This is a genomic window from Agrococcus baldri (assembly GCA_900114805.1).
Classification (GTDB): Bacteria; Actinomycetota; Actinomycetes; order Actinomycetales; family Microbacteriaceae; genus Agrococcus; species Agrococcus baldri.
Window position 1 is genome coordinate 546,131 of sequence record FOZN01000003.1, and the last position, 23,802, is coordinate 569,932.

The 23,802-nt window shown below is 72.1% G+C and carries 24 protein-coding genes and 1 riboswitch; of the genes, 18 read left to right on the plus strand and 6 right to left on the minus strand.

Features of this window, described 5'->3' with window-relative positions; genetic code table 11:
• Nucleotides 1-128 precede the first annotated feature (128 nt).
• The 5 genes from ligA to BM288_RS10955 all read left to right on the plus strand — a co-directional run bounded on the left by ligA (nucleotide 129) and on the right by BM288_RS10955 (nucleotide 5,976).
• Nucleotides 129-2,555, plus strand: a complete 2,427-nt coding sequence (ligA, locus tag BM288_RS10935) for an NAD-dependent DNA ligase LigA (RefSeq protein WP_092918748.1) — start codon at nucleotides 129-131, stop codon at nucleotides 2,553-2,555.
• Nucleotides 2,555-3,061: a mycothiol transferase gene (locus BM288_RS10940; RefSeq protein ID WP_092918750.1), complete on the plus strand. Its 507-nt coding sequence runs from the start codon at nucleotides 2,555-2,557 to the stop codon at nucleotides 3,059-3,061. The genes ligA and BM288_RS10940 overlap by 1 nt, the downstream gene beginning before the upstream one ends.
• Nucleotides 3,058-4,224, plus strand: coding sequence for an AAA family ATPase (locus BM288_RS10945; RefSeq protein WP_092918752.1), 1,167 nt, complete (start codon nucleotides 3,058-3,060; stop codon nucleotides 4,222-4,224). Before BM288_RS10940 ends, BM288_RS10945 begins: the two co-directional genes overlap by 4 nt.
• Before the next feature lie 35 nt (nucleotides 4,225-4,259).
• Nucleotides 4,260-5,198 carry a phosphotransferase enzyme family protein gene (locus BM288_RS10950; protein WP_092918754.1) on the plus strand — a complete coding sequence of 313 codons (939 nt, stop codon included), beginning with the start codon at nucleotides 4,260-4,262 and terminating at the stop codon, nucleotides 5,196-5,198.
• A gap of 106 nt (nucleotides 5,199-5,304) precedes the next feature.
• Nucleotides 5,305-5,976, plus strand: coding sequence for an alpha/beta hydrolase (locus tag BM288_RS10955; protein WP_143103094.1), 672 nt, complete (start codon nucleotides 5,305-5,307; stop codon nucleotides 5,974-5,976).
• A 12-nt stretch (nucleotides 5,977-5,988) separates the two neighbouring features.
• Here BM288_RS10955 and BM288_RS10960 read toward each other — a convergent pair whose 3' ends face one another.
• Nucleotides 5,989-7,041, minus strand: coding sequence for an Rv2578c family radical SAM protein (locus BM288_RS10960; RefSeq protein WP_092918758.1), 1,053 nt, complete (start codon nucleotides 7,039-7,041; stop codon nucleotides 5,989-5,991).
• An 80-nt stretch (nucleotides 7,042-7,121) separates the two neighbouring features.
• Between BM288_RS10960 and BM288_RS10965 the strand changes: the two genes are divergently transcribed.
• The 5 genes from BM288_RS10965 (at nucleotide 7,122) to BM288_RS10985 (ending at nucleotide 11,926) form a co-directional block, all read left to right on the plus strand.
• Nucleotides 7,122-8,096: a YdcF family protein gene (locus tag BM288_RS10965; protein ID WP_143103095.1), complete on the plus strand. Its 975-nt coding sequence runs from the start codon at nucleotides 7,122-7,124 to the stop codon at nucleotides 8,094-8,096.
• Between the two features lie 34 nt (nucleotides 8,097-8,130).
• The gene (gatC, locus tag BM288_RS10970; RefSeq protein WP_092918762.1) at nucleotides 8,131-8,430 is read left to right on the plus strand and encodes an Asp-tRNA(Asn)/Glu-tRNA(Gln) amidotransferase subunit GatC; all 300 of its coding nucleotides are present in this window, start codon (nucleotides 8,131-8,133) and stop codon (nucleotides 8,428-8,430) included.
• Entirely contained in the window at nucleotides 8,430-9,989 is a 1,560-nt protein-coding gene (gene gatA / locus BM288_RS10975; protein ID WP_092918764.1) for an Asp-tRNA(Asn)/Glu-tRNA(Gln) amidotransferase subunit GatA, read from the plus strand. The genes gatC and gatA overlap by 1 nt, the downstream gene beginning before the upstream one ends.
• Nucleotides 9,986-11,497, plus strand: coding sequence for an Asp-tRNA(Asn)/Glu-tRNA(Gln) amidotransferase subunit GatB (gene gatB, locus BM288_RS10980; protein ID WP_092918766.1), 1,512 nt, complete (start codon nucleotides 9,986-9,988; stop codon nucleotides 11,495-11,497). Before gatA ends, gatB begins: the two co-directional genes overlap by 4 nt.
• Before the next feature lie 150 nt (nucleotides 11,498-11,647).
• A complete protein-coding gene (locus tag BM288_RS10985; protein ID WP_092918768.1) occupies nucleotides 11,648-11,926 on the plus strand; it encodes a GlsB/YeaQ/YmgE family stress response membrane protein in 279 nt (92 codons plus the stop codon).
• Between the two features lie 73 nt (nucleotides 11,927-11,999).
• Here BM288_RS10985 and BM288_RS10990 read toward each other — a convergent pair whose 3' ends face one another.
• Nucleotides 12,000-12,920: a TIGR03560 family F420-dependent LLM class oxidoreductase gene (locus tag BM288_RS10990; protein ID WP_092918770.1), complete on the minus strand. Its 921-nt coding sequence runs from the start codon at nucleotides 12,918-12,920 to the stop codon at nucleotides 12,000-12,002.
• Between the two features lie 96 nt (nucleotides 12,921-13,016).
• Between BM288_RS10990 and BM288_RS10995 the strand changes: the two genes are divergently transcribed.
• The 3 genes from BM288_RS10995 (at nucleotide 13,017) to BM288_RS11005 (ending at nucleotide 16,346) form a co-directional block, all read left to right on the plus strand.
• The gene (locus BM288_RS10995) at nucleotides 13,017-14,048 is read left to right on the plus strand and encodes an LLM class F420-dependent oxidoreductase (protein ID WP_092918772.1); all 1,032 of its coding nucleotides are present in this window, start codon (nucleotides 13,017-13,019) and stop codon (nucleotides 14,046-14,048) included.
• Nucleotides 14,049-14,110: 62 nt separating this feature from the next.
• Nucleotides 14,111-14,950: a DUF3097 domain-containing protein gene (locus BM288_RS11000; protein WP_092919082.1), complete on the plus strand. Its 840-nt coding sequence runs from the start codon at nucleotides 14,111-14,113 to the stop codon at nucleotides 14,948-14,950.
• Between the two features lie 106 nt (nucleotides 14,951-15,056).
• Nucleotides 15,057-16,346, plus strand: coding sequence for a hypothetical protein (locus tag BM288_RS11005; protein ID WP_092918774.1), 1,290 nt, complete (start codon nucleotides 15,057-15,059; stop codon nucleotides 16,344-16,346).
• A 76-nt stretch (nucleotides 16,347-16,422) separates the two neighbouring features.
• Here the strand turns inward: BM288_RS11005 and BM288_RS11010 are convergent, their stop codons facing one another.
• Nucleotides 16,423-17,202, minus strand: coding sequence for an SGNH/GDSL hydrolase family protein (locus BM288_RS11010; RefSeq protein ID WP_092918776.1), 780 nt, complete (start codon nucleotides 17,200-17,202; stop codon nucleotides 16,423-16,425).
• 44 nt (nucleotides 17,203-17,246) lie between these two features.
• Nucleotides 17,247-17,355, plus strand: a riboswitch (TPP riboswitch).
• A 26-nt stretch (nucleotides 17,356-17,381) separates the two neighbouring features.
• Here BM288_RS11010 and BM288_RS11015 point away from each other — a divergent pair.
• From BM288_RS11015 to BM288_RS11030, 4 genes are read left to right on the plus strand one after another with little or no spacing between them, the layout of a single operon-like run.
• The gene (locus BM288_RS11015) at nucleotides 17,382-17,990 is read left to right on the plus strand and encodes an ECF transporter S component (RefSeq protein ID WP_092918778.1); all 609 of its coding nucleotides are present in this window, start codon (nucleotides 17,382-17,384) and stop codon (nucleotides 17,988-17,990) included.
• A gap of 10 nt (nucleotides 17,991-18,000) precedes the next feature.
• Nucleotides 18,001-19,488: an ABC transporter ATP-binding protein gene (locus tag BM288_RS11020; RefSeq protein WP_092918780.1), complete on the plus strand. Its 1,488-nt coding sequence runs from the start codon at nucleotides 18,001-18,003 to the stop codon at nucleotides 19,486-19,488.
• Nucleotides 19,485-20,267: an energy-coupling factor transporter transmembrane component T family protein gene (locus BM288_RS11025; protein WP_092918782.1), complete on the plus strand. Its 783-nt coding sequence runs from the start codon at nucleotides 19,485-19,487 to the stop codon at nucleotides 20,265-20,267. The genes BM288_RS11020 and BM288_RS11025 overlap by 4 nt, the downstream gene beginning before the upstream one ends.
• The gene (locus BM288_RS11030; protein WP_092918784.1) at nucleotides 20,264-20,752 is read left to right on the plus strand and encodes a nucleoside/nucleotide kinase family protein; all 489 of its coding nucleotides are present in this window, start codon (nucleotides 20,264-20,266) and stop codon (nucleotides 20,750-20,752) included. Before BM288_RS11025 ends, BM288_RS11030 begins: the two co-directional genes overlap by 4 nt.
• A 4-nt stretch (nucleotides 20,753-20,756) precedes the next feature.
• Here BM288_RS11030 and BM288_RS11035 read toward each other — a convergent pair whose 3' ends face one another.
• Nucleotides 20,757-21,101: a metallopeptidase family protein gene (locus tag BM288_RS11035; RefSeq protein ID WP_092918786.1), complete on the minus strand. Its 345-nt coding sequence runs from the start codon at nucleotides 21,099-21,101 to the stop codon at nucleotides 20,757-20,759.
• A gap of 81 nt (nucleotides 21,102-21,182) precedes the next feature.
• Here BM288_RS11035 and BM288_RS11040 point away from each other — a divergent pair, with 81 nt between their 5' ends.
• Entirely contained in the window at nucleotides 21,183-22,019 is an 837-nt protein-coding gene (locus BM288_RS11040) for a siderophore-interacting protein (protein WP_092918788.1), read from the plus strand.
• A gap of 507 nt (nucleotides 22,020-22,526) precedes the next feature.
• On the opposite strand, the gene BM288_RS11050 is transcribed toward BM288_RS11040, so the two are convergent.
• Nucleotides 22,527-23,057 carry a hypothetical protein gene (locus BM288_RS11050; protein WP_092918790.1) on the minus strand — a complete coding sequence of 177 codons (531 nt, stop codon included), beginning with the start codon at nucleotides 23,055-23,057 and terminating at the stop codon, nucleotides 22,527-22,529.
• Nucleotides 23,058-23,164: 107 nt separating this feature from the next.
• Nucleotides 23,165-23,530, minus strand: a complete 366-nt coding sequence (locus BM288_RS11055) for a sulfate permease (RefSeq protein WP_092918792.1) — start codon at nucleotides 23,528-23,530, stop codon at nucleotides 23,165-23,167.
• Nucleotides 23,531-23,802: the final 272 nt, after the last annotated feature.

A 23,802-nucleotide genomic window follows, 5' to 3' on the forward strand; every position in this document is an offset into this window, starting at 1 on the left:
TGGCGCGCGGGGTGTCGGCAGGGGTTCGGAGCATCGGGGCTGCCGGATTGGAACGGATTGCCGAAGGAGAGTGGGAGATGACGGGCGGATGCGGTGAAGCCGTCAGCCGTCGGTGGCACGATGGGTGCATGGCGAGCCCGAAGGCCCCGAAGTCCACCGATGCGTCCGCGACGAGCGACGCCGACGCATCCGCAGCACCGCCGCCCGCGACGAGCCTGACCGACGCGAACGCCCGGGTGCAGGAGCTGCGCGAGCGCATCGAGGAGGCGAGCGCCGCGTACTACGACCGTGACGCCTCGCTCATGGACGACGCGAGCTACGACGCGCTCGTGCGCGAGCTCGATGCCCTCGAGCGCGAGCACCCGGAGCTGCAGAGCCAGGACTCGCCCACGCAGGCCGTGCAGGGCGGCGCATCGAGCGGGCTGCCGACGATCGAGCACGCCGAGCGCATGATGAGCCTCGACAACGTCTTCTCGGTCGAGGAGCTGCGCGAGTGGTGCGCGAAGGCCGAGGCTGCGGCCGGCAGGAAGGTCGCCTGGCTGACCGAGCTGAAGATCGACGGGCTCGCGGTGTCACTGCGCTACGAGGGGGGCGTGCTCACCAGTGCCGCGACGCGCGGCGACGGGCGCGTGGGCGAGCTCGTGACGACGAATGCGCTGCGGGTGGCAGGCATCCCGCAGCGGCTGACCGGCGAGGGCCACCCCGAGATCGTGGAGGTGCGCGGCGAGGCGTTCATCCCGGTGGCGGCGTTCGAGCGGCTGAACGCGCTGCAGGAGGCGATGCGGCCCCGCTCGGTCGAGGAGGACCGCGCTCGGCTGGGCGCGAAGTTCGACGAGGAGAGGGCGACCGACCGCGCGCTGCGCCGGTTCCCGACCTTCGCGAACCCGCGCAATGCGGCATCCGGCGGCCTGCGCCAGCAGCTCGAGAAGAAGACCGGGCTCGAGCACGAGGCCGGCGAGGCCCGCATCGCCGCGCTCGCGCTCTACGTGCACGGCATCGGCGCGTGGGACGACCCGCCCGTCGCCGCGCAGAGCGAGGTGTACGAGCTGCTGGCCTCATGGGGGCTGCCGACCAGCCCGCACACGCGCGTCGAGACCGACGTGGATGGCGTGGTCGCGTTCGTCGAGCAGTACGGCACCGGCCGCGGCGAGGTCGAGCACCAGCTCGACGGCGTGGTCGTCAAGGTCGACGAGCTGGCGCTGCACGGCGAGCTCGGCTACACCAGCCGCGCACCGCGCTGGGCGATCGCCTACAAGTACCCGCCGGAGGAGGTGCACACGAAGCTGCTCGACATCGTCGTCTCGGTCGGGCGCACCGGCCGCGCGACGCCGTACGCCGCGATGGAGCCGGTGCACGTGGCCGGAAGCGTCGTGCGGCAGGCGACGCTGCACAACCAGGACGTGGTGCGCGCGAAGGGCGTGCTGATCGGCGACACCGTCGTGCTGCGGAAGGCGGGCGACGTCATCCCGGAGGTGCTCGGCGCGGTCGTCGAGCTGCGCGACGGCTCGGAGCGCGAGTTCGTGATGCCCGCCGAGTGCCCCGAGTGCGGCACACCGCTGCGCCCCATGAAGGAGGGCGACATCGACCTGCGCTGCCCGAACGCTCGCTCCTGCCCCGCGCAGGTGCGGGGGCGGGTCGAGCACATCGGCTCGCGCGGCGCGCTCGACATCGAGGCGCTCGGCGAGGTGACCGCCGCAGCGCTCACGCAGCCCACCGTGCCGCCCGAGCCGCCGCTGGTCACCGAGGCGCGGCTGTTCGACCTCACGATCGACGAGCTGGTGCCGATCGAGGTGGTGGTGCGCGACGCCGAGACCGGCGAGCCCAAGGTCGACGAGGAGGGCGCGCCCGTCGTGCGCGCGCCGTTCCAGCGCGTCGAGCTCACGTATCCGCCGGGCGCCGAGGGGATGTCCGCAGCCGAGCGGCGGAAGGCCGGCATCCGCAAGGATCACCGGGTGCTGCACCCCTCGGCGCAGGCGACGACGCTGCTGGCCGAGCTCGAGGCGGCGAAGACCAAGGACCTCTGGCGGCAGCTCGTCTCGCTCAACATCCGCCACGTCGGCCCGGTGGCTGCGCGCGCGCTGGCCGACTGGTTCGGCTCGCTGGCGGCGATCGAGGCCGCGACCGCAGAGCAGCTCGCGCAGGTCGACGGTGTCGGCCCGATCATCGCCGACGCGGTCGTCGAGTGGCTCGCGGTCGATTGGCATCGCGAGATCGTGCAGACCTGGCGGGATGCGGGGGTGCGGTTCGCGACGCCCGATCACCCCGGTCCCGGCGCGGCCGCCGAGCGCGGCGGCGTGCTCGCCGGGCTCACCGTCGTCGCCACCGGCACCCTCGAGGGCTACACGCGCGACGGCGCGCAGGAGGCGATCATCGCCGCCGGCGGCAAGGCCGCCTCGAGCGTGTCGAAGAAGACCGACTTCGTCGCGGCCGGCCCCGGTGCCGGCTCGAAGCTGGCGAAGGCGGAGGATCTCGGCATCCGCATCCTGGACGCGGAGGGCTTCCGGATCCTCGTCACCGAGGGTCCCGACGCCCTCCCGAGCGTAGAGGAGCAGTGATGGATGCCATCGCCGTCCTGACCGAGTCGTTCTCGCGCGTGCCGCTGCTGGCGCGGCGCGCCGTCGAGGGCCTCACGGCCGAGCAGCTCGCCTGGGCGCCCGCCGAGGGCGCGAACCCGATCGCCTGGCTCGTGTGGCATCTCGCCCGCGGGCAGGACGCGCAGATCGCACAGGTCGCCGGCACCGATCAGGTCTACGCCTCGGGCTCCTGGGCGCCCCGGTTCGGACTGCCGTCGGATGCGGACGACACCGGCTACGGCCACGACGAGGAGGATGTGCGCGCCGTGCGCCCGGAGTCCGCGCAGACGCTGCTCGACTACCTGGCTGCCGTGCACGAGGCGACGCTGGCCTACCTCGACACGCTCGAGGCGGCGGACCTCGATCGCGTCGTCGACGACGCATGGGATCCGCCCGTCACGCTCGGCGTGCGGCTGGTGAGCATCGTCGACGACGACGTGCAGCACGCCGGCCAGGCCGCCTACGTGCGCGGGCTGCAGGGCGCGTGATCGATCGGCTCGCGATCGAGGGCTACCGCTCGATCCGCTCCCTCGTGGTCGAACTGGCGCCGCTCACGGTCGTGACCGGTCGCAACGGCACCGGCAAGTCGAGCCTCTATCGCGCGCTCCGGCTGCTCGCCGCCGCCGGGCAGGCTCGCGCGGTCGCCGAGCTCGCGGCTGACGGTGGGCTCGACGCGGTGCGCTGGGCGGGGCCGGAGACGATCAGCCGCGCGGTGCGCGAAGGCGGGCCGACGCAGGGCCTTCGCCGTTCCGGACCCGTCGCGCTGAAGCTCGGCTTCGGCGCTGCCGACGGGCTCGGCTACGCGATCGACCTCGGGCTGCCGGTACCGCAGGGCGACCCGCAGCATCCGAGCATGTTCGACCGCGACCCGATCATCAAGCAGGAGCACGTCTTCGCGGGCCTCGACCCGCGCCCAGCCGGCGTGCTGATCGAGCGCAGGGGGCAGCTCGCCCGCGCCAGCGGCGACAGCGGATGGCGCGAGCTCACTCGCGGCCTCGCGCCGTGGACGTCGGTGCTCGACGAGCACACGGGCGCAGCGGATGCACCGGAGATCGCCGGCGTGCGCCGCACGATGCGCTCGTGGCGGTTCCACGACGCGTTCCGCACCGACCCGGGGGCACCAGCACGCCAGCCGCACGTCGGCACTCGCAGCCCGCGGCTCGACGACGACGGCGGCAACCTCGCCGCGGTGCTGCGCACGTCGATCGAGGCGGGCTTCGATCGTGAGATCGCACGCGCGGTCGCCGACGCGTTCGACGGCTCGGGTCTCGAGATCGCCGTGCACGACGGCCGCATGACGCCCGTGCTGCACCAGCGCGGCATCCTCCGCACGCTGTCGGCCGCCGAGCTCTCGGACGGCACGCTGCAGTACCTGCTGCTGGTGGCGGCGCTCACGTCGGTCGAGCAGCCGAGCCTCATCGTGCTCAACGAGCCGGAGCGCAGCCTGCACGTCGAGCTGCTCGCACCGCTGGCCGCGATGGTGCGCCGGGCAGCGGAGCGCACGCAGGTGCTCGTCGTCACGCACCAGCAGCAGCTGGTCGGCGAGCTCGGCGGCAGCCGCATCGATCTCGAGAAGCAGCACGGCGAGACGATCGTGTCGGGGCGCGAGGGGCTGCTCGACCAGCCGCCGTGGCACTGGCCGAAGCGCTGAGCCGCCCGCACAGCCGCGCTCGGTAGCGTGCCGGTATGGCTGATCGACACGACGTCCAGACCGCCTTCGGTGACCTGCTCACGATCGACGGCGGCGCCTCTCTGTCGCCCTGGAGCGAGGTGTGGAGCGCGCGCGTGCACGGCGGCGCCGAGGAGGTGCCCGCGATCGTCAAGCAGACGTGGGGCAGCCCGGAGCCCCTCGAGGCGTGGCAGCGCACACTGGTGGCCCGGGGCATCCGCACGGTCGCGCCGCTCGCGCCCGCCGTGGCCGTCGGCGAGGGTGACGGTGTCGAGCACTGGGTGGCGTACCCGCGCCTCAACGGGCGCGACTGGGATGGCGGCAGCGCCGACCTCGGCGCGGCTGGCCGGCTGCTGGGCGAGATGCACGTCGCCTCCGAGGGGCTCGTGATCGACGGCTTCCCCGGCTTCGAATGGGGCAACCCGGAGCGCGCCTCGATCGACGAGGACATCGCGGCGATCGAGGCCTCCGCCGCGGAGCACTGGCCGGGTCTGGACGTCTCGCGCTGGGTGAGTCAGCTCGATGGCTTCGTGCCGCTGCTCGAACGCGTGCGCGCGGCCGATGTGCCGCAGCTGCCCGCATCGCTCGACCACCGAGCCGACAACCTGCTGTTCGACGTCGAGGGCGCACTGATGCTCGATCTCGAGAACGCCGCGCTCGCCCCGCGCATCCTCGACCTGGCGGTCGCGGCGCTGCTGTTCCCGCTCGAGCACGCCGGCTCCGGCGGCAGCGCGCTCGGGGGCGCGGAGTGGGCGGCGTTCCGCGACGCGTACCTGGCCGCGTGCCCGTTGACGCGGCAGGAGCGCGAGCTGTGGCCGGCGGCGCTGACGTACATGAAGCTCGAGTGGGGCACCTGGCACCTCACCGACGGTGTCGAGGCCGTGCCGGAGGGCAACCTCGGCTACCTCCAGGACCTGCTCACGCTCGACGAGCACGCCCGCTTCCCGCTCGGCTGAGTCCGGCCTCGCGCGCGAGCGCCGGCGCTCCTACAGTGGAGCGCATGCCTGCATCCCGCACCGAACCGAGCGCCCCGGTGCCCGGCGAGCGGGAGTGCTGAGCGGCATGCGGCTGGTCTTCGCCCACGGCAGCGGCCACGTCGGCCGGCAGGCCTTCCCCGAGCAGGCGGAGGCGTTCCCGGATGCTCGCTTCCCGGTGCTGCCCGGCTACGGCGACGACGCTCCGGCCGTCGGTGATGTCGCGGCCGCCGCCCATCTGCTGGCGCTGGAGGCGGCCGAGGCGGACGGCCTGGTCGGCTACAGCTTCGGCGGCGTGAGCGCGGCGATCGCCGCGTGCATGGAGCAGCCTGCCGCGCTCGTGCTCATCGAGCCGGCGCTCTTCCAGCTCTCGCGCGAGCAGCCCGCGAGCGCCGCGCTGATCGCACGGCTCGAGCCGATCTACCTCGACGCGGCACTGACGGATGAGCGCTTCGGGCGCAGCTTCCTCCGTGCGCTCCAGGGCGAGGATCCCGGCCCGCTCGTCACACCGGACGCCTTGTCGTGGTCGCGGCGCACGCGGCTGCACGGCGCACCATGGCGGCATCGGGTCGACCCGGACTGCATCGCCGAGACCCGCACGCTCGTGCTCAGCGGCGGCTGGAACGACGAGTACGAAGAGGTAGCCGCTTCGCTCGTCGAGCTGGGCGCCGAGCACGTGGTGCTCGCGGGCCACGGGCACCGCGTCATCGACCATCCCGAGTGCTCGGAGCGCATCCGCGCCTTCATCGACGCCGGCTGAGCGGCGCTCCGCTCAGAACAGGGTCGGCACCGGCTCCGGCGTGGGCTGGCTCGTCGACGGCAGCTGCCTCGCCCGCGGCGGGGGAGCGGCGAGTCCGGTGCCTGCGGTCGTGCGCACCCGCGCGAGCCGGTGCTGCCGCAGCAGCGGCCCGATGCGATCGCGCAGCCAGTCGCGGTACTCGCGCTTCGCGTACGCGCCGCGGCCGTAGAGCGATGCGTACAGGGGCATGAGGTGCGGATGCTCCTGCCGCAGCCACGACAGGTACCACTCGCGGGCGCCGGGCCGCAGGTGCAGCGAGCTGGCGATCGCGCTCGTCGCGCCCGCCTCGGCGATCACGCCGAAGGCATGCTCGAGGTGCTCGCGGGTGTCGGTGAGCCCCGGCAGGATCGGCATCGCGAAGACGGCGCAGTCGAGCCCCGCCTCGCGCACTGCGGTCACGGTCGCGAGGCGCGAGCGGGTGGTCGGCGTGCCCGGCTCGACCTGCTGCTGCAGCTCGTCGTCGAAGATCGCGATCGACATCGCCACCGACACCGGCACGTCGCGCGCGATCGACGCGAGCAGCGGCAGGTCGCGCCGCAGCAGGGTGCCCTTGGTGAGGATCGAGATCGATGCGCCGTGCCTCGCGAGCGCCTGCAGCACGCCCGGCATCAGCCGGTAGCGGCCCTCGGCCCGCTGGTACGGATCGGTGTTCGTGCCCAGCTGCACCGCGTCGACCGCCCGGCGCGGGCCGGCGAGCTCGCGCTCGAGCACCTCGACCAGGTTGGCCTTCACGACGATGCGCGAGTCGAAGTCGGCGCCCGCGTCGAGATCGAGGTAGGTGTGCGTGTTGCGGGCGAAGCAGTAGCGGCAGGCGTGCTGGCAGCCGCGGTAGGGGTTGATCGTCCAGCTGCCGCCCATGAAGCCGTCGCCGGGCACGCGGTTCAGGGCGCTCTTCGCGGTGATCTCCATGAACGAGACGCCGTCGAAGCCGGGCGTCGGCCACTGCTCGAGCACGCTGCCGCGCTCCTCGAGGCCGGGCAGCGCATCGGCATCGACGTGCGTCGCCGTCTGCCCTTCCCATCGCATGCACACCATTCGAACACACGTTCGAGCCTTGCGCAAGTGCTCCCGTCGACCGCTGGCGGCGCGTCGATAGTCTGCTGGTCGTGAGGGGCAGTCGACGGATGCGCGTGCTGCGCCCGGCGCTCTGGGCGACGGCCATCGTCGTGGCCTTCGCGTTCCTCCTCACGCGGGTGCTGCGCCGCCCGGTCGCTGCCTGGCTCGATGTGCCGTTCGCGCAGGGCGGCTGGGCGCTGCTGGTCGTTGCCGCGCTGATCGCCACGGTCGGGCTCGGCGGTGCGTGCCTGTGGCACGCAGCGGTGCTCACGCGGCTGGTGCGCGTGCGTCGCATCGACCTGCTCATCGCGTTGCTCGGGGGCGGGATGCTGCTGCTCGCGGTCGTGATCGTGGTGGCGGCAGCGAGCGATGCGGGCCTGGCACGCACGATCCTGCTGCTGGCGCTGCCGCTGTGGGTCGCCGGCTGCGCGGCGGCAGCGCTCGCGCTGGCGATCCTCATCCATCTGCGGCGCGGGCGCGCGGCGCCTGCACCGGGCACGGTGCTGATCCTCGGCGCGGGCCTGCGCGGCCGCGAGCTCGGACCGCTGCTGCGCACCCGTGTCGAGCGCGGAGCTGAGCTCTGGCGCCGCTCGCTCGCCGGGCGTCCCGATGCGCGCATCGTGGTCGCCGGCGGGCAGGGGCCGGACGAGGTGCGCACCGAGGCGTCTGCGATGGCCGAGCACCTCATCCGTCGTCTGGGCGTTGCCGCCGGCGCGATCGACCTGGAGGAGGCCTCGACGACGACGCGCGAGAACCTCGAGCTCTCGCGGCCTCTGGTCGCCGCGCCCGCACGCGCGCCGCTCGCGGTGGTCACGAGCGAGTATCACGCCTACCGCACCGCGTGGCTGCTGGCCCGCACGGGCATCGATGGCACGGTGGTCGGCGCGCGCACCCGGCGCTCCTACCTGCCGGGGGCCGTCGTGCGGGAGGCGCTCGCGATCGCCGCCGACCACCGGTGGTGGTGCGTCGGCGCAGCGGCCGCGCTGTGGGCGCTCGCGGCCTGGGCCGTGGTCCGGCAACCGTAGGATTGAGGCAACCCCGCTCACGACGAGGAGACGCATGTCTGAGATCACTCGCGAGGAGGTCCAGCATCTGGCTGGACTGGCTCGCATCGCGCTCACCGACGATGAGGTGACGAGCCTGACGACCGAGCTGTCGCAGATCGTCGACGCCATCGCGACCGTCCGCGAGGTCGCGGGCGACGACATCCCCGCCACCAGCCACCCCGTGCCGATGGCCAACGTGCTGCGCGAGGACGTTGTGGGCGAGACGCTCACGCACGAGCAGGCCTTCGCGGGCGCCCCGAGCCACGACGGCGAGCGCTTCCGCGTCTCGGCAATCCTGGGGGAGGAGCAGTGATGGCGCAGGCACCGACCGACCTCACCCGCCTGGCCGGCTACGAGCTCGCCGGCCTGCTGGCAGCCGGCGAGGTGTCGAGCGTCGAGGCCACGCAGGCCCACCTCGACCGCATCGCCGCCGTGGACGGCGAGATCCACGCCTTCCTGCACGTCAACGACGGCGCGCTCGAGCAGGCGAAGACGATCGACGAGCGCCGGGCGAGCGGCGAGCGGCTGCACGACCTCGCCGGTGCCCCGGTGGCGATCAAGGATGTGCTCTGCACGATCGGCATGCCCTCGACCTCTGGCTCGCGAATCCTCGAGGGCTGGGTGCCGCCGTACGACGCGACGGTGGTCGCCCGGCTGAAGGCCGCCGGCCTCGTCGCCCTCGGCAAGACCAACATGGATGAGTTCGCGATGGGCTCCTCCACCGAGCACTCCGCGTACGGCCCTACCCGCAACCCCTGGGACACCGAGCGCATCCCCGGCGGCTCGGGCGGCGGCTCGGCAGCTGCGGTCGCGGCATTCGAGGCGCCCTTCGCCCTCGGCAGCGACACCGGCGGCTCCATCCGCCAGCCGGCCGCGGTCACCGGCACGGTCGGCGTCAAGCCCACCTACGGCGGCGTCAGCCGGTACGGCGCGATCGCGCTCGCCTCCAGCCTCGACCAGGTCGGGCCCGTGACCCGCACGGTGCTCGACTCGGCGCTCATCCACGACGTCATCGGCGGCCACGACCCGCACGACTCGACCAGCCTCAAGCGGGAGTGGCCCTCGTTCACCGCGGCCGCCCGCGAGGGTGCGGCATCGGGCAGCCTCGCCGGCCTGAAGGTCGGCGTCGTGAAGGAGCTCGACAGCGAGGGGATCGCCGCCGACGTGCAGGCGCGCTTCCAGGAGACCGTGCAGGTGCTGACGGATGCGGGGGCCGAGGTCGTCGAGGTCTCGTGCCCGTCGTTCGAGTACTCCGTCGCCGCGTACTACCTGATCCTCCCGGCCGAGGCCTCCTCGAACCTCGCCCGCTTCGACTCGGTGCGCTTCGGCCTGCGCGTCGAGCAGCAGGGCCAGACCGTCGAGGACGTCATGGCGGCCAGCCGCGAGGCCGGCTTCGGCCCCGAGGTGAAGCGCCGCATCATCCTCGGCACCTATGCGCTCTCGGCCGGCTACTACGACGCCTACTACGGCTCGGCGCAGAAGGTGCGCACCCTCATCCAGCGCGACTTCGACGCCGCGTTCGAGCAGGTCGACCTGCTGATCAGCCCGGCAGCGCCCACCACCGCGTTCAAGATCGGCGAGAAGATCGACGACCCGCTGGCGATGTACGTCAACGACATCACCACGATCCCCGCGAACCTGGCGGGCATCCCCGGCATGGGCCTGCCGATGGGTCTGGGCGACGACGGCCTGCCCGTCGGCCTGCAGCTGCTCGCCCCGATGTTCGAGGACGCGCGCCTCTACCGCGCGGGTGCGACCATCGAGGCGCTGCTCGCCGATCGCTGGGGCGGCATCCTCACCACCCAGGCACCGGCACTTCGAGACGCCGCTCCGAGCGGCTCCTCAGCAACCACCGCGGGAGGCGCAGCATGAAGGCGAAGCTGATGGACTTCGACAAGGCGCTCGAGCTGTTCGAGCCGGTGCTCGGCTTCGAGGTGCACGTCGAGCTGGGCACGAAGACGAAGATGTTCTCGGCCGCCCCGAATCCGGCCCACCCCGAGTTCCACGGTGCCGGGCCGAACACGCTCATCGACCCGCTCAGCCTCGGTCTGCCTGGCAGCCTGCCGGTCACGAACGAGACGGCCGTGCGCTACTCGATCTCGCTCGGGCTGGCGCTCGGCTGCGAGATCGCCACCTCCTGCCGCTTCGCGCGCAAGAACTACTTCTACCCGGACACGCCGAAGAACTACCAGATCTCGCAGTACGACGAGCCCATCGCCTTCGAGGGACAGGTCGAGATCGAGCTCGCGAACGGCCGGCGGTTCACGGTGCCGATCGAGCGCGCCCACATGGAGGAGGATGCCGGCAAGCTCACCCACGTGGGCGGCTCGACCGGCCGCATCCAGGGCGCCGAGTACTCGCTGGTCGACTACAACCGGGCCGGCGTGCCGCTGGTCGAGATCGTCACGCACATGATCTTCGGCGCCGAGCACGACGCGCCCGAGCTCGCGAAGGCCTACGTCGGCGCCATCCGCGACATCGTGCTCTCGCTCGGCATCTCCGAGGCCCGCATGGAGCGCGGCAACCTGCGCTGCGACGCGAACGTATCGCTGCGGCCGCGGGGCTCGGAGCAGCTCGGCACCCGCACCGAGACGAAGAACGTCAACTCGATGCGCTCGGTCGAGCGCGCGGTGCGCTACGAGATCCAGCGGCAGGCGGCGATCCTCGCCGACGGGGGCACCATCACGCAGGAGACCCGCCACTGGCACGAGGACACCGGCGTGACGAGCCCCGGCCGGCCGAAGTCCGACGCCGATGACTACCGCTACTTCCCGGAGCCCGACCTGCTGCCGGTCGAGCCCAGCCGCGAGCTGGTGGAGGAGCTGCGCGCCGCACTGCCGGAGCAGCCGGTCGCCCGGAAGCGCCGGCTGAAGGCGGAGTGGGGCTTCAGCGACCTGGAGTTCCAGGACGTCGTCAACGGCGACATGCTGCACCTGGTCGACGCGACCGTCGCCGCCGGTGCGGCGCCGCAGAGCGCGCGCAAGTGGTGGACGGGCGAGATCGCCCGCGTCGCCAACGAGCGCGGCGTCGAGGCGGCCTCGCTCGTCGAGCCCGCCCGGGTGGCCGAGCTGCAGCGGCTGATCGACGAGGGGGCGCTCACCGACAGGCTGGCTCGCCAGGCGCTCGAGGGCGTCATGGCCGGCGAGGGCAGCCCCGCCGAGGTGGCGGAGGCGCGCGGGCTCAAGGTGGTCACCGACGAGTCGGCGCTGGTCGCCGCCGTGGATGACGCACTCGCGGCGCAGCCCGACGTGCTGCAGAAGATCCGCGACGGCAAGGTGCAGGCCGCCGGCGCGGTGATCGGCGCGGTGATGAAGGCGATGCGCGGTCAGGCGGATGCGGCACGCGTGCGCGAGATCGTGCTGGAGCGCGCGAGCAGCTGATCGGGCTGTGCAGATCCGGGAAGTTCGGGTTCAGCGAGAATCCAAGGAACTTCACAGGTTGAGGGGTACGCTCACGTCAAGAAGCCGCAGATCGCGGTGACTCGGCGGAGCTGCCCTTGCACCGCCTCGACACGGAAGGACTCGCACAACATGGGATTCCTCGTCTTCCTCATCTTCGGACTCATCGCGGGTGCGCTCGCCAAGCTCATCCTGCCCGGCAAGCAGGGCGGCGGCTGGATCGTCACGCTGCTGCTCGGTGTCGTGGGCGCCATGCTCGGCGGCTGGATCGCCGGCGCCATCTGGCCGGACAACGACATCTACGGCTCGTTCTTCTCGCCGCTCGGCTGGCTCTTCGCGATCGGTGGCGCGCTCGTCGTGCTGCTGATCTGGGGCCTCATCACCAAGAATCGCGGCCGCACGAGCGCCTGACGCTCGCACGCGACACGAAGGGGGCTGCCTGCGGGCGGCCCCCTTCTGCGTCCCGCTGCGCGGCCTTCGGCCGCTACTCGACGGCCGTGCCCGTGAACGCAGCCAGCTCGTCGAGATGGTCCAGGTCCGTCAGGTCGAGCGTCTGGAGGTAGACCCGCTCGACGCCATCGTCGGCGAGGGCGCCCAGTCGGTCCTCGACCTCGGCGCGCGTGCCGGCGATGCCGTGCTCGCGCAGCTCGGCGGGCTCTCGGCCGATCGCCGCCGCGCGGCGTGCGACCGTCGCCTCGTCCTCGCCGACGCAGGCCACCAGCGCCACCGAGCGCACGACCGGACGCGTGCGCTCCTCGACCTCGATGGCGCGATCGAGCGCGGCGAACAGGGGCCGGATGCGGTCGAAGGGCGGGAACGAGAGGTTGTGCTCGTCGGCGAACTGCGCCGCGAGACGCGGCGTGCGCTTCTCGCCGAGGCCGCCGACGATCACCGGCAGCCGATCCTGCGCGGGCTCCGGCAGTGCGGGGGAGTCGGTGATCGTGTAGTGCTCGCCCTCGAACGAGAAGCGGGTGCCGGCAGGCGTCGCCCACATGCCCGTCACGATCGCGAGCTGCTCCTCCAGCAGGTCGAAGCGGCGCTTCGGGAAGGGGATGCCGTAGGCGGCGTGCTCCTCCGCGAACCAGCCGGTGCCGAGCCCCAGCTCGACCCGGCCGCCCGACATCGCGTCGACGTTCGCGACCTGCACGGCCAGGATCCCGGGCAGGCGGTAGGTGACGGAGGAGACCAGCGTGCCCAGCCGCACCCGCGACGTGTCGCGCGCCAGCCCTGCCAGCGACGTCCACGCATCCGTCGGCCCATAGCCGGGATCGCCGTCGCCCATGCGCAGGTAGTGGTCGGAGCGGAAGAAGCCGTCGAAGCCCAGCTGCTCGGTGCGGAGCGCCACAGCGAGCAGCTCGTCGTAGGAGGCGCCCTGCTGGGGCTCGGTGAAGATGCGGAAGTCCATGTCTGACAGCCTAGGCAACCCCCGCTGACAGCGTCTCGGTGGTCGATCAGCCACAAGGTCGGGCGGCGCGGCCGGCGGAGATGCCAGGATCGGCGCATGGACTACGGCTACATGCTCGGCTACTGGAAGGCCGGCCCGCCCGCGGGCGCGCTCGAGACGGTGCAGGAGGCGGAGCTGCTGGGCTTCGACTCGGTGTGGACCGCAGAGGCGTACGGGTCGGATGCGTTCACGCCGCTGGCATGGTGGGGTTCGGCGACCAGCACCATCAAGCTCGCGACCGGCATCGCGCAGCTCTCGGCGCGCACGCCCGCGGCGACCGCGATGGCGGCGATGACGCTCGACCACCTCTCCGGCGGCCGCGTCATCCTGGGCCTGGGCGTCAGCGGACCGCAGGTGGTGGAGGGCTGGTACGGCCAGGCCTTCCCGAAGCCGCTCGCGCGCACGCGCGAGTACGTCGGGATCCTGCGCGACGTGATGGCGCGCGAGGCGCCGGTGTCGGCGCCCGGGCCGCAGCTGCCGCTGCCGCGCACCGGCGAGGGCACCACGGGGCTCGGCAAGCCGCTCATGTCGACGCTCCACCCGCTGCGCCAGCACATCCCCATCCACCTCGCGGCAGAAGGCCCGAAGAACACGGCGCTCGCCGCCGAGATCGCCGACGGCTGGCTGCCCTTCCTCTTCTCGCCCGCGAACGACGCGGAGGCGCGCTCGCTGCTCGCCGAGGGCTTCGCCAAGCGCGATGCGAGGCTGCCGGGTGCGGATGCGTTCGAGGTGTCCGTGCCGGTGCCGATCGTCGTCGATCAGGACGTCGAGGCCGCCGCCGACCGACTGCGCCCGATGATCGCCCTCTACGTCGGCGGGATGGGCGCGAAGGGCGCCAACTTCCACTTCGACGCAGTGGCGCGGCTGGGCTTCGAGGCCGAGTGCGCCGAGATCCAGGAGCACTACCTCGCGGGTCGCAAGGCCGAGGCGATCGCTGCCGTGCCCACGAGGCTCATCGACGAGATCGGGCTGATCGGGCCGGTGCAGCGCATCCGCGACGGCCTGGCCCGCTGGGAGGAGTCGGTCGTCACACGCATCCTCGTGCAGGGCGACATCACCGCGGTGCGGGCGGTCGCGCAGCTGCGCTGACCCGGCGCGCGGCGAGCCAGGTCGGGTTCGTTCGAGCGCGAGCCTAGGATCATCCGGTGCAGATGGACTGGGACAGCTGGGGCGGCGATGTGCTCTCGCCAGAGGCGAAGGCCGCTCGCGCGCCGGTGCGGCCGGGGCGCGTGCCGGCCGAGCGCGAGCTCGTGGTCGAGCGGCACGACGGCTACGTCGGCGCCGTCGTCGGTGTGGAGGCGGGCAACGTGCACCTGGAGGACCGGCGCGGCACGGTGCGCGCCTTCCCGCTGGGTCGCGGCTTCTTCGTCGACGGCGTCGAGATCGAGCTCGTGCCTGCGGCGCCGAAGCAGGCGGGGCCGACGCGCACCGCATCCGGCTCGCGCGCGGTCGAGGGGCTGAAGGCACGCGTCGCACTGCCCAGCCGCATCCTGGTCGAGGGCGTGCACGACGCTGAGCTCGTCGAGCAGGTGTGGGGGCACGACCTGCGGGTCGAGGGCGTCGTCGTCGAGCCGCTGCACGGCGCCGATGACCTCGCCGCGATCGTCGACGAGTTCGCGCCGACTCCCACCCGGCGCCTCGGCATCCTGCTCGACCACCTGGTGGCGGGCTCGAAGGAGACGCGCATCGCCCAGGCCGTGATGACCGGACCGCACGCAGCGCATGTGCGCATCGTCGGGCATCCGTTCGTCGACATCTGGCAGGCGATCAAGCCTGCCCGGCTCGGCATCCAGGCGTGGCCGGAGGTGCCGAAGGGCGAGGACTGGAAGCGGGGCACCCTGCGGCGCCTGGGCATGCCGCACGACTCGCAGGAGGACGTCGGGCGCGCGTGGCAGCGCATCCGCTCGCGCGTGCGCGACTGGAACGACCTCGAGCCCGAGCTGCTGGGCCGCGTCGAGGAGCTCATCGACTTCGTGACCGCCGGCGCCTGATCGGCCGATCGGACATCGATCCCATCCGGAAAGCGATGGGCGCCGAACTCCTGGTGCACGCATTCGACAGGGGCCGCACGAGCCCCGTGCACGAAGGAGCAGCAACATGCAGAAGTCAGCGTTCTTCCGGACGGTCGCCGGTGTCGGCGCCGTCGCGGTGATCATGGGAGCCAGCGCATGCTCGACGCCCATGGAGTCCGATGCCACCACGTCGCCGGAGACCTCGCAGTCGCCGATGGAGACCATGGATTCGGGAATGCTGCAGCCCTCCGGCACCGGCGACCCGTTCGCCGACGCCCGCACGGCCGCAGGCCACATGCCGATGACTGCGACCACCCTCGCGGGCGGCTTCGCCACGGCGCTCGAGATCCCGGGTGAGACCGAGTCGGAGGCGGCGACGCTGCGCGCCGACCTCACCGCGCTGCTGCAGGAGCACGTCTACCTGGCAGGCATGGCCGTCGCCACCGCCTACCACGCGGGGCCCGACTCGGCGCAGTTCGAGGCAGCAGCCGCTGCGCTCGACACCAACTCGGTCGACCTGTCCGAGGCCGTCATCTCGCTCTCCGATGAGGAGCAGGGCGCGGCGTTCCTCGAGCTGTGGCGCGAGCACATCGGCTACTTCGTCGACTACGCGGTCGCGGTCAAGGGCGGCGACCAGGCTGCGGCCGACGAGGCGCAGGCGAACCTCGAGGGCTACACCGGCGACGCAGGCGCGTTCTTCGAGTCCGTCTCGGGCGGCGAGCTGCCCGCTGACGCCATCGCCGAGAACCTCGTGATGCACGTCGACACACTCAGCGCGGCGATCGACGCGTTCGCAGCCGGCGACGCCGACGCGACCGACGCGCTGCAGGAGGCTGCAGCGCACATGCCGATGTCGGCCGAGACGCTGGCGACCGGCCTCGCTGCCGCTGCCGGCCTGGAGGGCGACGTCTCCGACGAGGCCTCGACCCTGCGCTCGACGCTGGCCGCGGGCCTGCAGGAGCACGTCTACCTCGCCGGCATCGCGGTCTTCACCGCGTACACCGCGGAGGGGGGCCCGGAGTCGCCCGCGTTCGAGGGCGCAGCGGCGACGCTCGACGCGAACTCGGTGGCGCTCAGCGAGGCCATCGGCTCGCTCGCGGGCGAGGAGAACGGCACTGCCTTCCTCGAGCTGTGGCGTGAGCACATCGGCTACTTCGTCGACTACGCGGTGGCGATCGCGTCGGACGACCAGGCAGCTGCTGACCAGGCGCTGATGGAGCTCGATGACTACCGCCCCACCGCGGGTGCCTTCTTCGAGGAGATCTCCGCCGGCGAGCTGCCGGCGGACGCCATCGCCGAGGGCCTCGGCATGCACGTCGAGACCCTCGCCGGTGCGATCGACTCCCTGAAGGAGCAGCTGGTCGACGCCGGCTGAGTCTTGACAGGGTGAAGGGCGAGGGCCGTGGCCGAGACGTCGCGGCCCTCGCGGCTGTCCGCGGCAGCGCGGCTGCTCAGCCCAGCGGCTGCACCTCGACCAGCTGCGGCAGCTTCGGGTCGCGGCCGTCGCCGGAGGAGCGGCCCGTGAAGCGGCGGCCGAGCCACGGCAGCACGTACTGCCGGTAGTAGGCGAGATCGCGGCGGCCCTGGGCGCTCGTCGCGCCCGTCAGGTCGCGCCAGCCTTGGGGAGCTGGCTGGCCGAGCGCACGCAGCACGTTGCTGGCGACGTGCGCGTGGCCGGCGGCGTTGAGGTGCAGCCGGTCGACCGACCAGAAGCGCGGACTGCGCAGCTCGACGTCGCCCCAGTTGTCGACATAGGGCGCGTCGAGGTCGGCGATGCGCGACTCGACCGCGCGGGCGAGCGCATCCCCACGGCGCTGCATGACGGCACCGATCGGCATCACCTCGCTCGGGTTGCCGCCTGAGAGCAAGATCGGGCGGATGCCTGCGGCCGCGATGCGGTGCGCGGCGTCGGCCAGGCGCGCACCGACGTGATCGATCGAGACCCGCGGGCGCAGGATGTCGTTGCCCCCGCCGTTGATGCTGATCGTGTCGGGCGCGAGCGCGATCGCGGCGTCGAGCTGCTCGTGCAGGATGCCCGCGAGCTTGCGGCCGCGGATCGCGAGGTTGGCGTAGCGCACCGGCGCGCGCTGGGCGGTCGCGAGTCCGGCAGCGACGAAGTCAGCCCAGCCGCGCACCGAGCCGTCGGGCAGCTCGTCGCCGACGCCCTCGGTGAAGCTGTCGCCGATGGCGACGAACGATCGGATCTGCGGTGCGGCCTCTGTCTCTTCCACTGAGCCAGCCTACGGCCGTCGGGTGCATGCGTCCGGGCTAGACTGCCTGCAGACACGGGAGTCCGGTGCGCCGGGCTGAGAGGAAGGCCGTAGCCTTCGACCGTCATACCTGATCTGGATCATGCCAGCGCAGGGAGACACGTCACCCGTGCCATCTCACCAAGAGAAAGGCACTGCCAATGACCACCACATCCACCGCGCCAGCGAGGCGCAAGAGCAGCTGGCGCGTCGTCGACATCGTCGTCGCCGCCGTCCTCGGCGTCGCCACCGGGCTGCTGTTCGTGCTCTGGAACGGCGTCGGCTACGTCTGGTTCAGCGCCATGGACGCGCTCACGCCCGGCTTCGGCGGCCTTGCCGTCGGCATCTGGCTGATCGGCGGAGTGCTCGGCGGGCTCATCATCCGGAAGCCGGGCGCTGCGCTGTTCGTCGAGCTGCTCGCCTCTGTCGTCTCGATGCTGCTCGGCAGCCAGTGGGTGATCGAGACCGTCTACGCCGGCATCGCGCAGGGGCTCGGCGCCGAGCTGATCTTCCTGCTGTTCGCCTACCGCCGCTTCGGCGTGTTCGTCGCGATGCTGGCCGGCATCGGCGCTGGCGTCGCCGCCTGGACGCTCGAGCTGTTCACCTCCGGCAACCTCGCCATGAGCGGCGAGTTCCTCACCATCTACCTCGTCTGCGTCGCCGTCTCCGGCGCGCTGCTCGCCGGCCTCGTCGGGTGGCTGCTGACGCGGGCGCTGGCCGCGACCGGCGTGCTCGACCGCTTCGCGTCGGGACGAGCGCGCGGCCGGTGAGGAACATCCAGTGACCGGCTCCCGCATCCGCGCTCGCGGATGGGGCTGGCGGCACGCGGGGCGCGATGCGCCTGCCGTCGCCGGGCTCGACCTCGATGTCGAGCCCGGCGAACGGGTGCTGCTGCTCGGTCCCTCGGGCGCCGGCAAGTCGACCCTGCTGTCGGCGCTGGCCGGGGTGCTCGGCGGCGAGGATGAGGGCGACGAGACCGGCGAGCTGACGGTCGACGGCGCGCATCCGTCGTCGCTGCGGGGCACGGCCGGCCTGGTGCTGCAGGACCCGCAGGCGAACACGATCATGTCGCGCGTCGGCGACGATGTGGCGTTCGGCTGCGAGAACCTCGCGGTGCCGCGCGACGAGATCTGGAGTCGCGTGCGCCACGCGCTCGAAGCCGTCGGCCTCGACGTCGCGCTCGACCGCTCGACGGCCGCGCTCTCGGGCGGCCAGCGGCAGCGGCTCGCGCTCGCCGGCGTCATCGCGATGCGGCCGGGGCTCATCCTGCTCGACGAGCCCACGGCCAACCTCGACCCCGCCGGCGTCGTCGAGGTGCGGGATGCGGTGGCGCGCGTCGCGGCCGAGACCGGCGCGACGCTCGTCGTCGTCGAGCACCGCGTGGAGACCTGGCTGCCGGTCGTCGACCGCGTCGTGGTGCTCACCGCCGGCGGCGGGGCGGCGGCGGACGGCTCGCCCGCGAGCGTGCTGGGCGCGCACGGGGCGCAGTTGGCGGCCGACGGCGTCTGGGTGCCGGGGCTGCCGGTGGAGGTGGCGCGCGGCACGGGGCACGCGGGGGAGCCGCTGCTCGAGCTCGACGCGGTGCGCGCCGGCCGAGCTGGCGAGGCGGTGCACGAGGCGGTCTCGCTCGAGATCCGCGCGGGTGAGGCGCTCGTCGTGACCGGGCCCAACGGCGCCGGCAAGTCGACGCTCGCGCTGACGCTGGCCGGGCTGATGCCGGCGGTCGAGGGCGAGGTGCGGGCGACCGAGCCGCTGCGCGCTCCCGACGTACGCGAGTCGCGGCCGATCCGCTGGCGGCCGAGGCAGCTCGCGCGCCGCATCGGCACGGTCTTCCAGCAGCCCGAGCACCAGTTCGTCGCGGCACGGGTGCGCGACGAGATCGCAGCGGGCCTGGTGGCGCTGCAGCAGCCGAAGCACGCGATCGCGCAGCGCGTGGACGGTCTGCTCGCGGCGCTGCGCCTCGAGGCGCTCGCCGACGCCAACCCGTTCACGCTCTCGGGCGGCGAGCAGCGCCGGCTCTCGGTCGCGACCGTGCTGGCCCCGGCGCCCAGGGTGATGGTGCTCGACGAGCCCACCTTCGGGCAGGACCGCCGCACCTGGACGGAGCTCGTGCGCCTGATCGCCTCGCTCGTCGACGATCGCGGATGCTCGGTGGTCGCGATCACGCACGATCCCGACGTCGAGCGCGTGCTGGGCGACCGGACGCTGCGGCTCGGCGGCTCGGCGGCCGAGCACGGCGCCGCCGCCCCTCGGGCGGAGCGAGCATGAGCGCACTGACGCGCACGCCGCGGGGTCTCGACCGGGTGAACCCGGTGACCCCCTTCGCCGCGGCGACCCTGTACTCGCTGCCGATGCTGCTGACCATCGACCTGGTCTCGGCGGCCGTCGCGCTCGGCGCCTGGATCATCGTGTTCGCCGGCGCCGGCATCGGGCCGCGCACCGTGCTGCGCCGCTCCTGGCCGCTGCTGCTCGCCGCGCCGCTGTCGGCCGTCAGCATGCTGCTGTACGCCGAGCCGGGCGGGCGCATCCACGCACAGCTCTGGCTCATCGTCATCAGCGACCAGTCGATCGAGCTGGCGCTCGCGATCGGGCTGCGCGTGCTCGCGATCGGGGTGCCGATCCTGGTGGGGCTCGTCGGCCTCGACCCGACCAGGCTCGCCGACGGCCTCGCGCAGGTGGCGCGCCTGCCGCACCGCTTCGTGCTCGCCGCGCTCGCCGGCGTGCGGCTGTTCGGTGTGCTGGGGGAGGACTGGCGGCAGATCTCGCTGGCCAGGCGCGCCCGCGGGCTCGGCGACACCGGCGCCGTGCGCCGTGCGATGCAGGCCGCGTTCGCACTGCTGGTGGTGGCGCTGCGCCGCGGCGGCACGCTCGCGACCGCCATGGAGGCGCGCGGCTTCGGGGGCGCCGAGCGCACCTGGGCTCGCCCGTCGACGCTGACCCGGGCGGATGCGGTGCTGCTGCTGATCACGGCGGTGGTCGGCGCGCTCGCGGTCGGCACGGCGCTCGCGACCGGCTCCTTCCGCCCGGTCTGGCAGGGCGCGCTGTGAGCGGCACCACCCGGATCACGATCGTCGACGGACGCTCGGGCTCCGGCAAGACCGAGCTCGCCGAGAGGCTCGCGGCCGAGACCGGTGCGCGCGTCATCCACATGGACGACCTGTACGCCGGCTGGCACGGGCTCGCCACGGGCTCGCGCCTGCTCGAGCGCGGCATCCTCGCGCCGCTCGCGGCCGGCGCGGTCGCGGTCTGGCGGCGCTGGGACTGGTCGCTCGGCGACTGGGGGCCAGAGGATCGCGCGGAGCCCGGGCAGGCGCTGATCATCGAGGGCTGCGGTTCGCTGACGATCGAGAGCCGGTTGCACGCCGACCGGTCCATCTGGCTCGACGCTCCCGAAGCGGTGCGGCGCGCCCGTGCGCTGCGGCGCGACGGCGACGACTCGTGGTGGATGCTGTGGCGCGCGCAGGAGGACGCCCACATCGCTGCGAACGACCCGGCCTCGCTCGCGGACGAGCAGCGAGCGACCGCGAGCTGACGGGTCAGGCCCAGCCGAGCTGGTGCAGCTGGGCGTCGTCGATCCCGTAGAAGTGCGCGATCTCGTGCACGAGCGTCGTGCGCACCTCGCCGCGCAGCTCGTCCAGCGTCTCGCTGGTCTCGATGTGCGGCAGGCGGTAGACCATGATCCGGTCGGGCAGCTCGCCGAAACCGTAGTTGCCGCGGTCGGTGATCGCGACGCCTTCGTAGAGCCCCAGCAGATCCTCGTCGGGGTGCGCGTCCTCGACCAGGAAGACGACGTTGTCGAGCCCCTCGACCATCTCGTCGGGCAGCTCGTCCAGCACGTCGGTCACGAGCTGCTCGAACGCCTCCGGGTCCATCTCGACCATTCGCTCCACCCCGTCCTGCACGCTGAGGTTGAGCCTATCGACGGCTCAGAGCATAGGCTCCGCTGATACCGTCGAGAGGATATGTCGAACCCTCTCCGCGCTCCTCGTCCGCCCCGCCCGCAGCACGTGCTGGAGGTGCTGAGCAGCGAGCGCATCGCCCCCAGCCTCGTGCGTGTCCGGCTCGGCGGCCCGGGCTTGGCCACCTTCACGCCGAACGCATTCACCGATGCCTACGTGAAGCTGATGTTCGTGGGGCCCGAGCTCGGCCTCGAGCCGCCCTACGACCTGGAGGCGCTGCGCGAGACGCTCGCGCCCGGCGACCTGCCCGTCACCCGCACCTACACGGTGCGCGAGGTGACGGCCGACTCCATCGCGCTCGACTTCGTCGTCCACGGTGCCGAGGGGCTCGCCGGTCCGTGGGCCGCGACCGTGCAGCCGGGGGAGCGGGTCGCGTTCAGCGGCCCTGGCGGCGCCTTCGCGCCCGACGACACGGCCGACTGGCACCTGTTCGCCGGAGACGAGTCGGCACTGCCCGCGATCGCCCGCGCCATCGAGGCGCTCGGGGCGGACGCACGCGGCATCGCGGTCATCGAGGTGCGGGATGCGTCGGAGGAGATCGGCATCGCGGCACCGGCCGGCGTCGAGGTGCGCTGGCTGCACCGCGGAGAGCCGCGCGCAGCGACCATCGGGCTGCTGGCCGAGGCGGTGGCGCAGCTGGACTGGCCGGAGGGCCGGGTGCAGGCGTTCGTGCACGGCGAGCGCGAGTCGATGAAGGCGATGCGCGACGAGCTGTTCACGCGCCGCGGGCTCGAGCGCGCGCAGGTCTCGCTCTCTGGCTACTGGGCGCAGGGCCGCACCGAGCAGCGCTTCCAGGCCGAGAAGCGCGAGCCGATCGGCCAGATCCTGCCGAGCGAGTGAATGACAGAAGCCCCGGTCTCGCGACCGGGGCTTCGTGCGGGGTCCCTCCGTGACACGTTCAGCAACATTCCCCAGAGGGCACAGACCCTTGTCACCCGCTGGAAGCGTGGGGTCTACCGGGATCAGCGCCGAACGACGGAACCCCGGATTTCTGATGCTCGTGGTCCGTTAGTCCGGAGAATCGAGACGGCTCAAACTTTTCTCAGCGCTGCCGAGATCGACAACCTGGTCGGCGACTACTTGGGAGGTGCGAGCGTCAATGACCTCGCGCAGCAGTACGGCATCCACCGCGCGACGGTGTTCGCCCACCTGCGCCGCAGGAGCACGCCTCGTCGCCGTGTAGGGCTGGATGTCGATGAGGGTGCTGAGGCGGTGCGGCTATTTCGTGGCGGAGTCTCGATGCGAGCGATCTCTCGGAGACTGGGGGTCGGACGGAAGGCTGTACGTGCGTGCCTGGTGGAAGCAGGAGCAATCGAGGATCAGTGACCTCTGCCGAGTTGATGCGTCTCAGGAAAGGAGCGCGTTGCCCAACGACTCGATCATCTGCTGGGCCGCCTCGGAGGACTCTTGCGTGACCGCTTTGCTGATACCCGCTGCGACGGGGGCAAGCAGGCCTTTGAGCATGGTGACGCTGCGCTTGATGATTCCCCTGTCAGGTTCCGCCTTCACTACCTCGCGCAAGATCGTCTCACTGCTGGCCTGTGCCTCTGTCTCATCCTCGGGGTCAAGGCGGAGCGACGAGAGGCTGGCGAGGAGCCGAGTCACAAGGTCGGCCAGCTCTTCATACCCAGGAGCGATCTGCTCCGTGCTCTTCTGGGTCTGAACGACATCGTGGTTGTTCCATGCGAGCTGAGCATGATCACCGGTGACGGTGACGACCGGGCCGTTGTAGTTGTTGACCGTCGTGGCTGGTGGCAACTGCATGGTGGAGGGGTCTGCTTGTAGCGGAATCCGAACAGGGTTCTTGGCGAACTCTCGCTCGATCTCTCGGGTCATCTGTCGGATGCCCTGCTTGTTGATCTTGAAGCCACTAGCCATTCGTACCCCCTCCTTCTGACTACTTCGATGGTCTCACGGAGTCGCAGCGGCTATGGAGAGCCACGCCCGCAGGCAGGCCGCGCGATTCTGTGGTCCTCCCGGGAGCGTCAGATGTTCGCTTCGGTGAAGATCCGACGACCCGTCATGGCTCTCGCTTTTGAGCGACGATCGCGGCGTTCCTTTGTTCGGAGGCGAACGAGCTGGATGACGCTGACGGGCCCGGTCCAGAGGAACTTGAAGGCGTTCCAGACGCACAGCAGGACCAGCAGATAGAGCCATCGTGGCCCGCCACCGTCGATGATCACGGTGAGCAGGCTCGCGAGGTAGAAGTATGCGGCGGCGAGCAGCAGGGCGAGCGGCCCGTACTTGAGACCGCGCCGGGTGCGGAGCTTGTCGAGCAGGATGTTGGTCGACATCCAGTGACGCATGATGCTGCGGACGTGGATGCTAGCGAACCAGATGAGCCGGAACATTGCGGGCCTCCTTGACACGCTTCGGTCGAGTGAGGCAGAGCATGGAGGTTGTGCCCCGAAGGGCTCGATCCCGGAGGACCCGCAGAGTTGAGAACCTGCCTCTGCTTCCACCATACGACCGGCCGGCGACATAAGGAACCCGTCGCGCTCATCGACGAGAATGCGTTCTGCTCTAGGTGTGATGTCCAGGGACGTTGTTGAGTCGGTCGAAGGGTACGCCGCCAATCGCAGAGTGGTGTCGGTGGTGGTTGTAGAAGTGGAGCCAGCCGGGC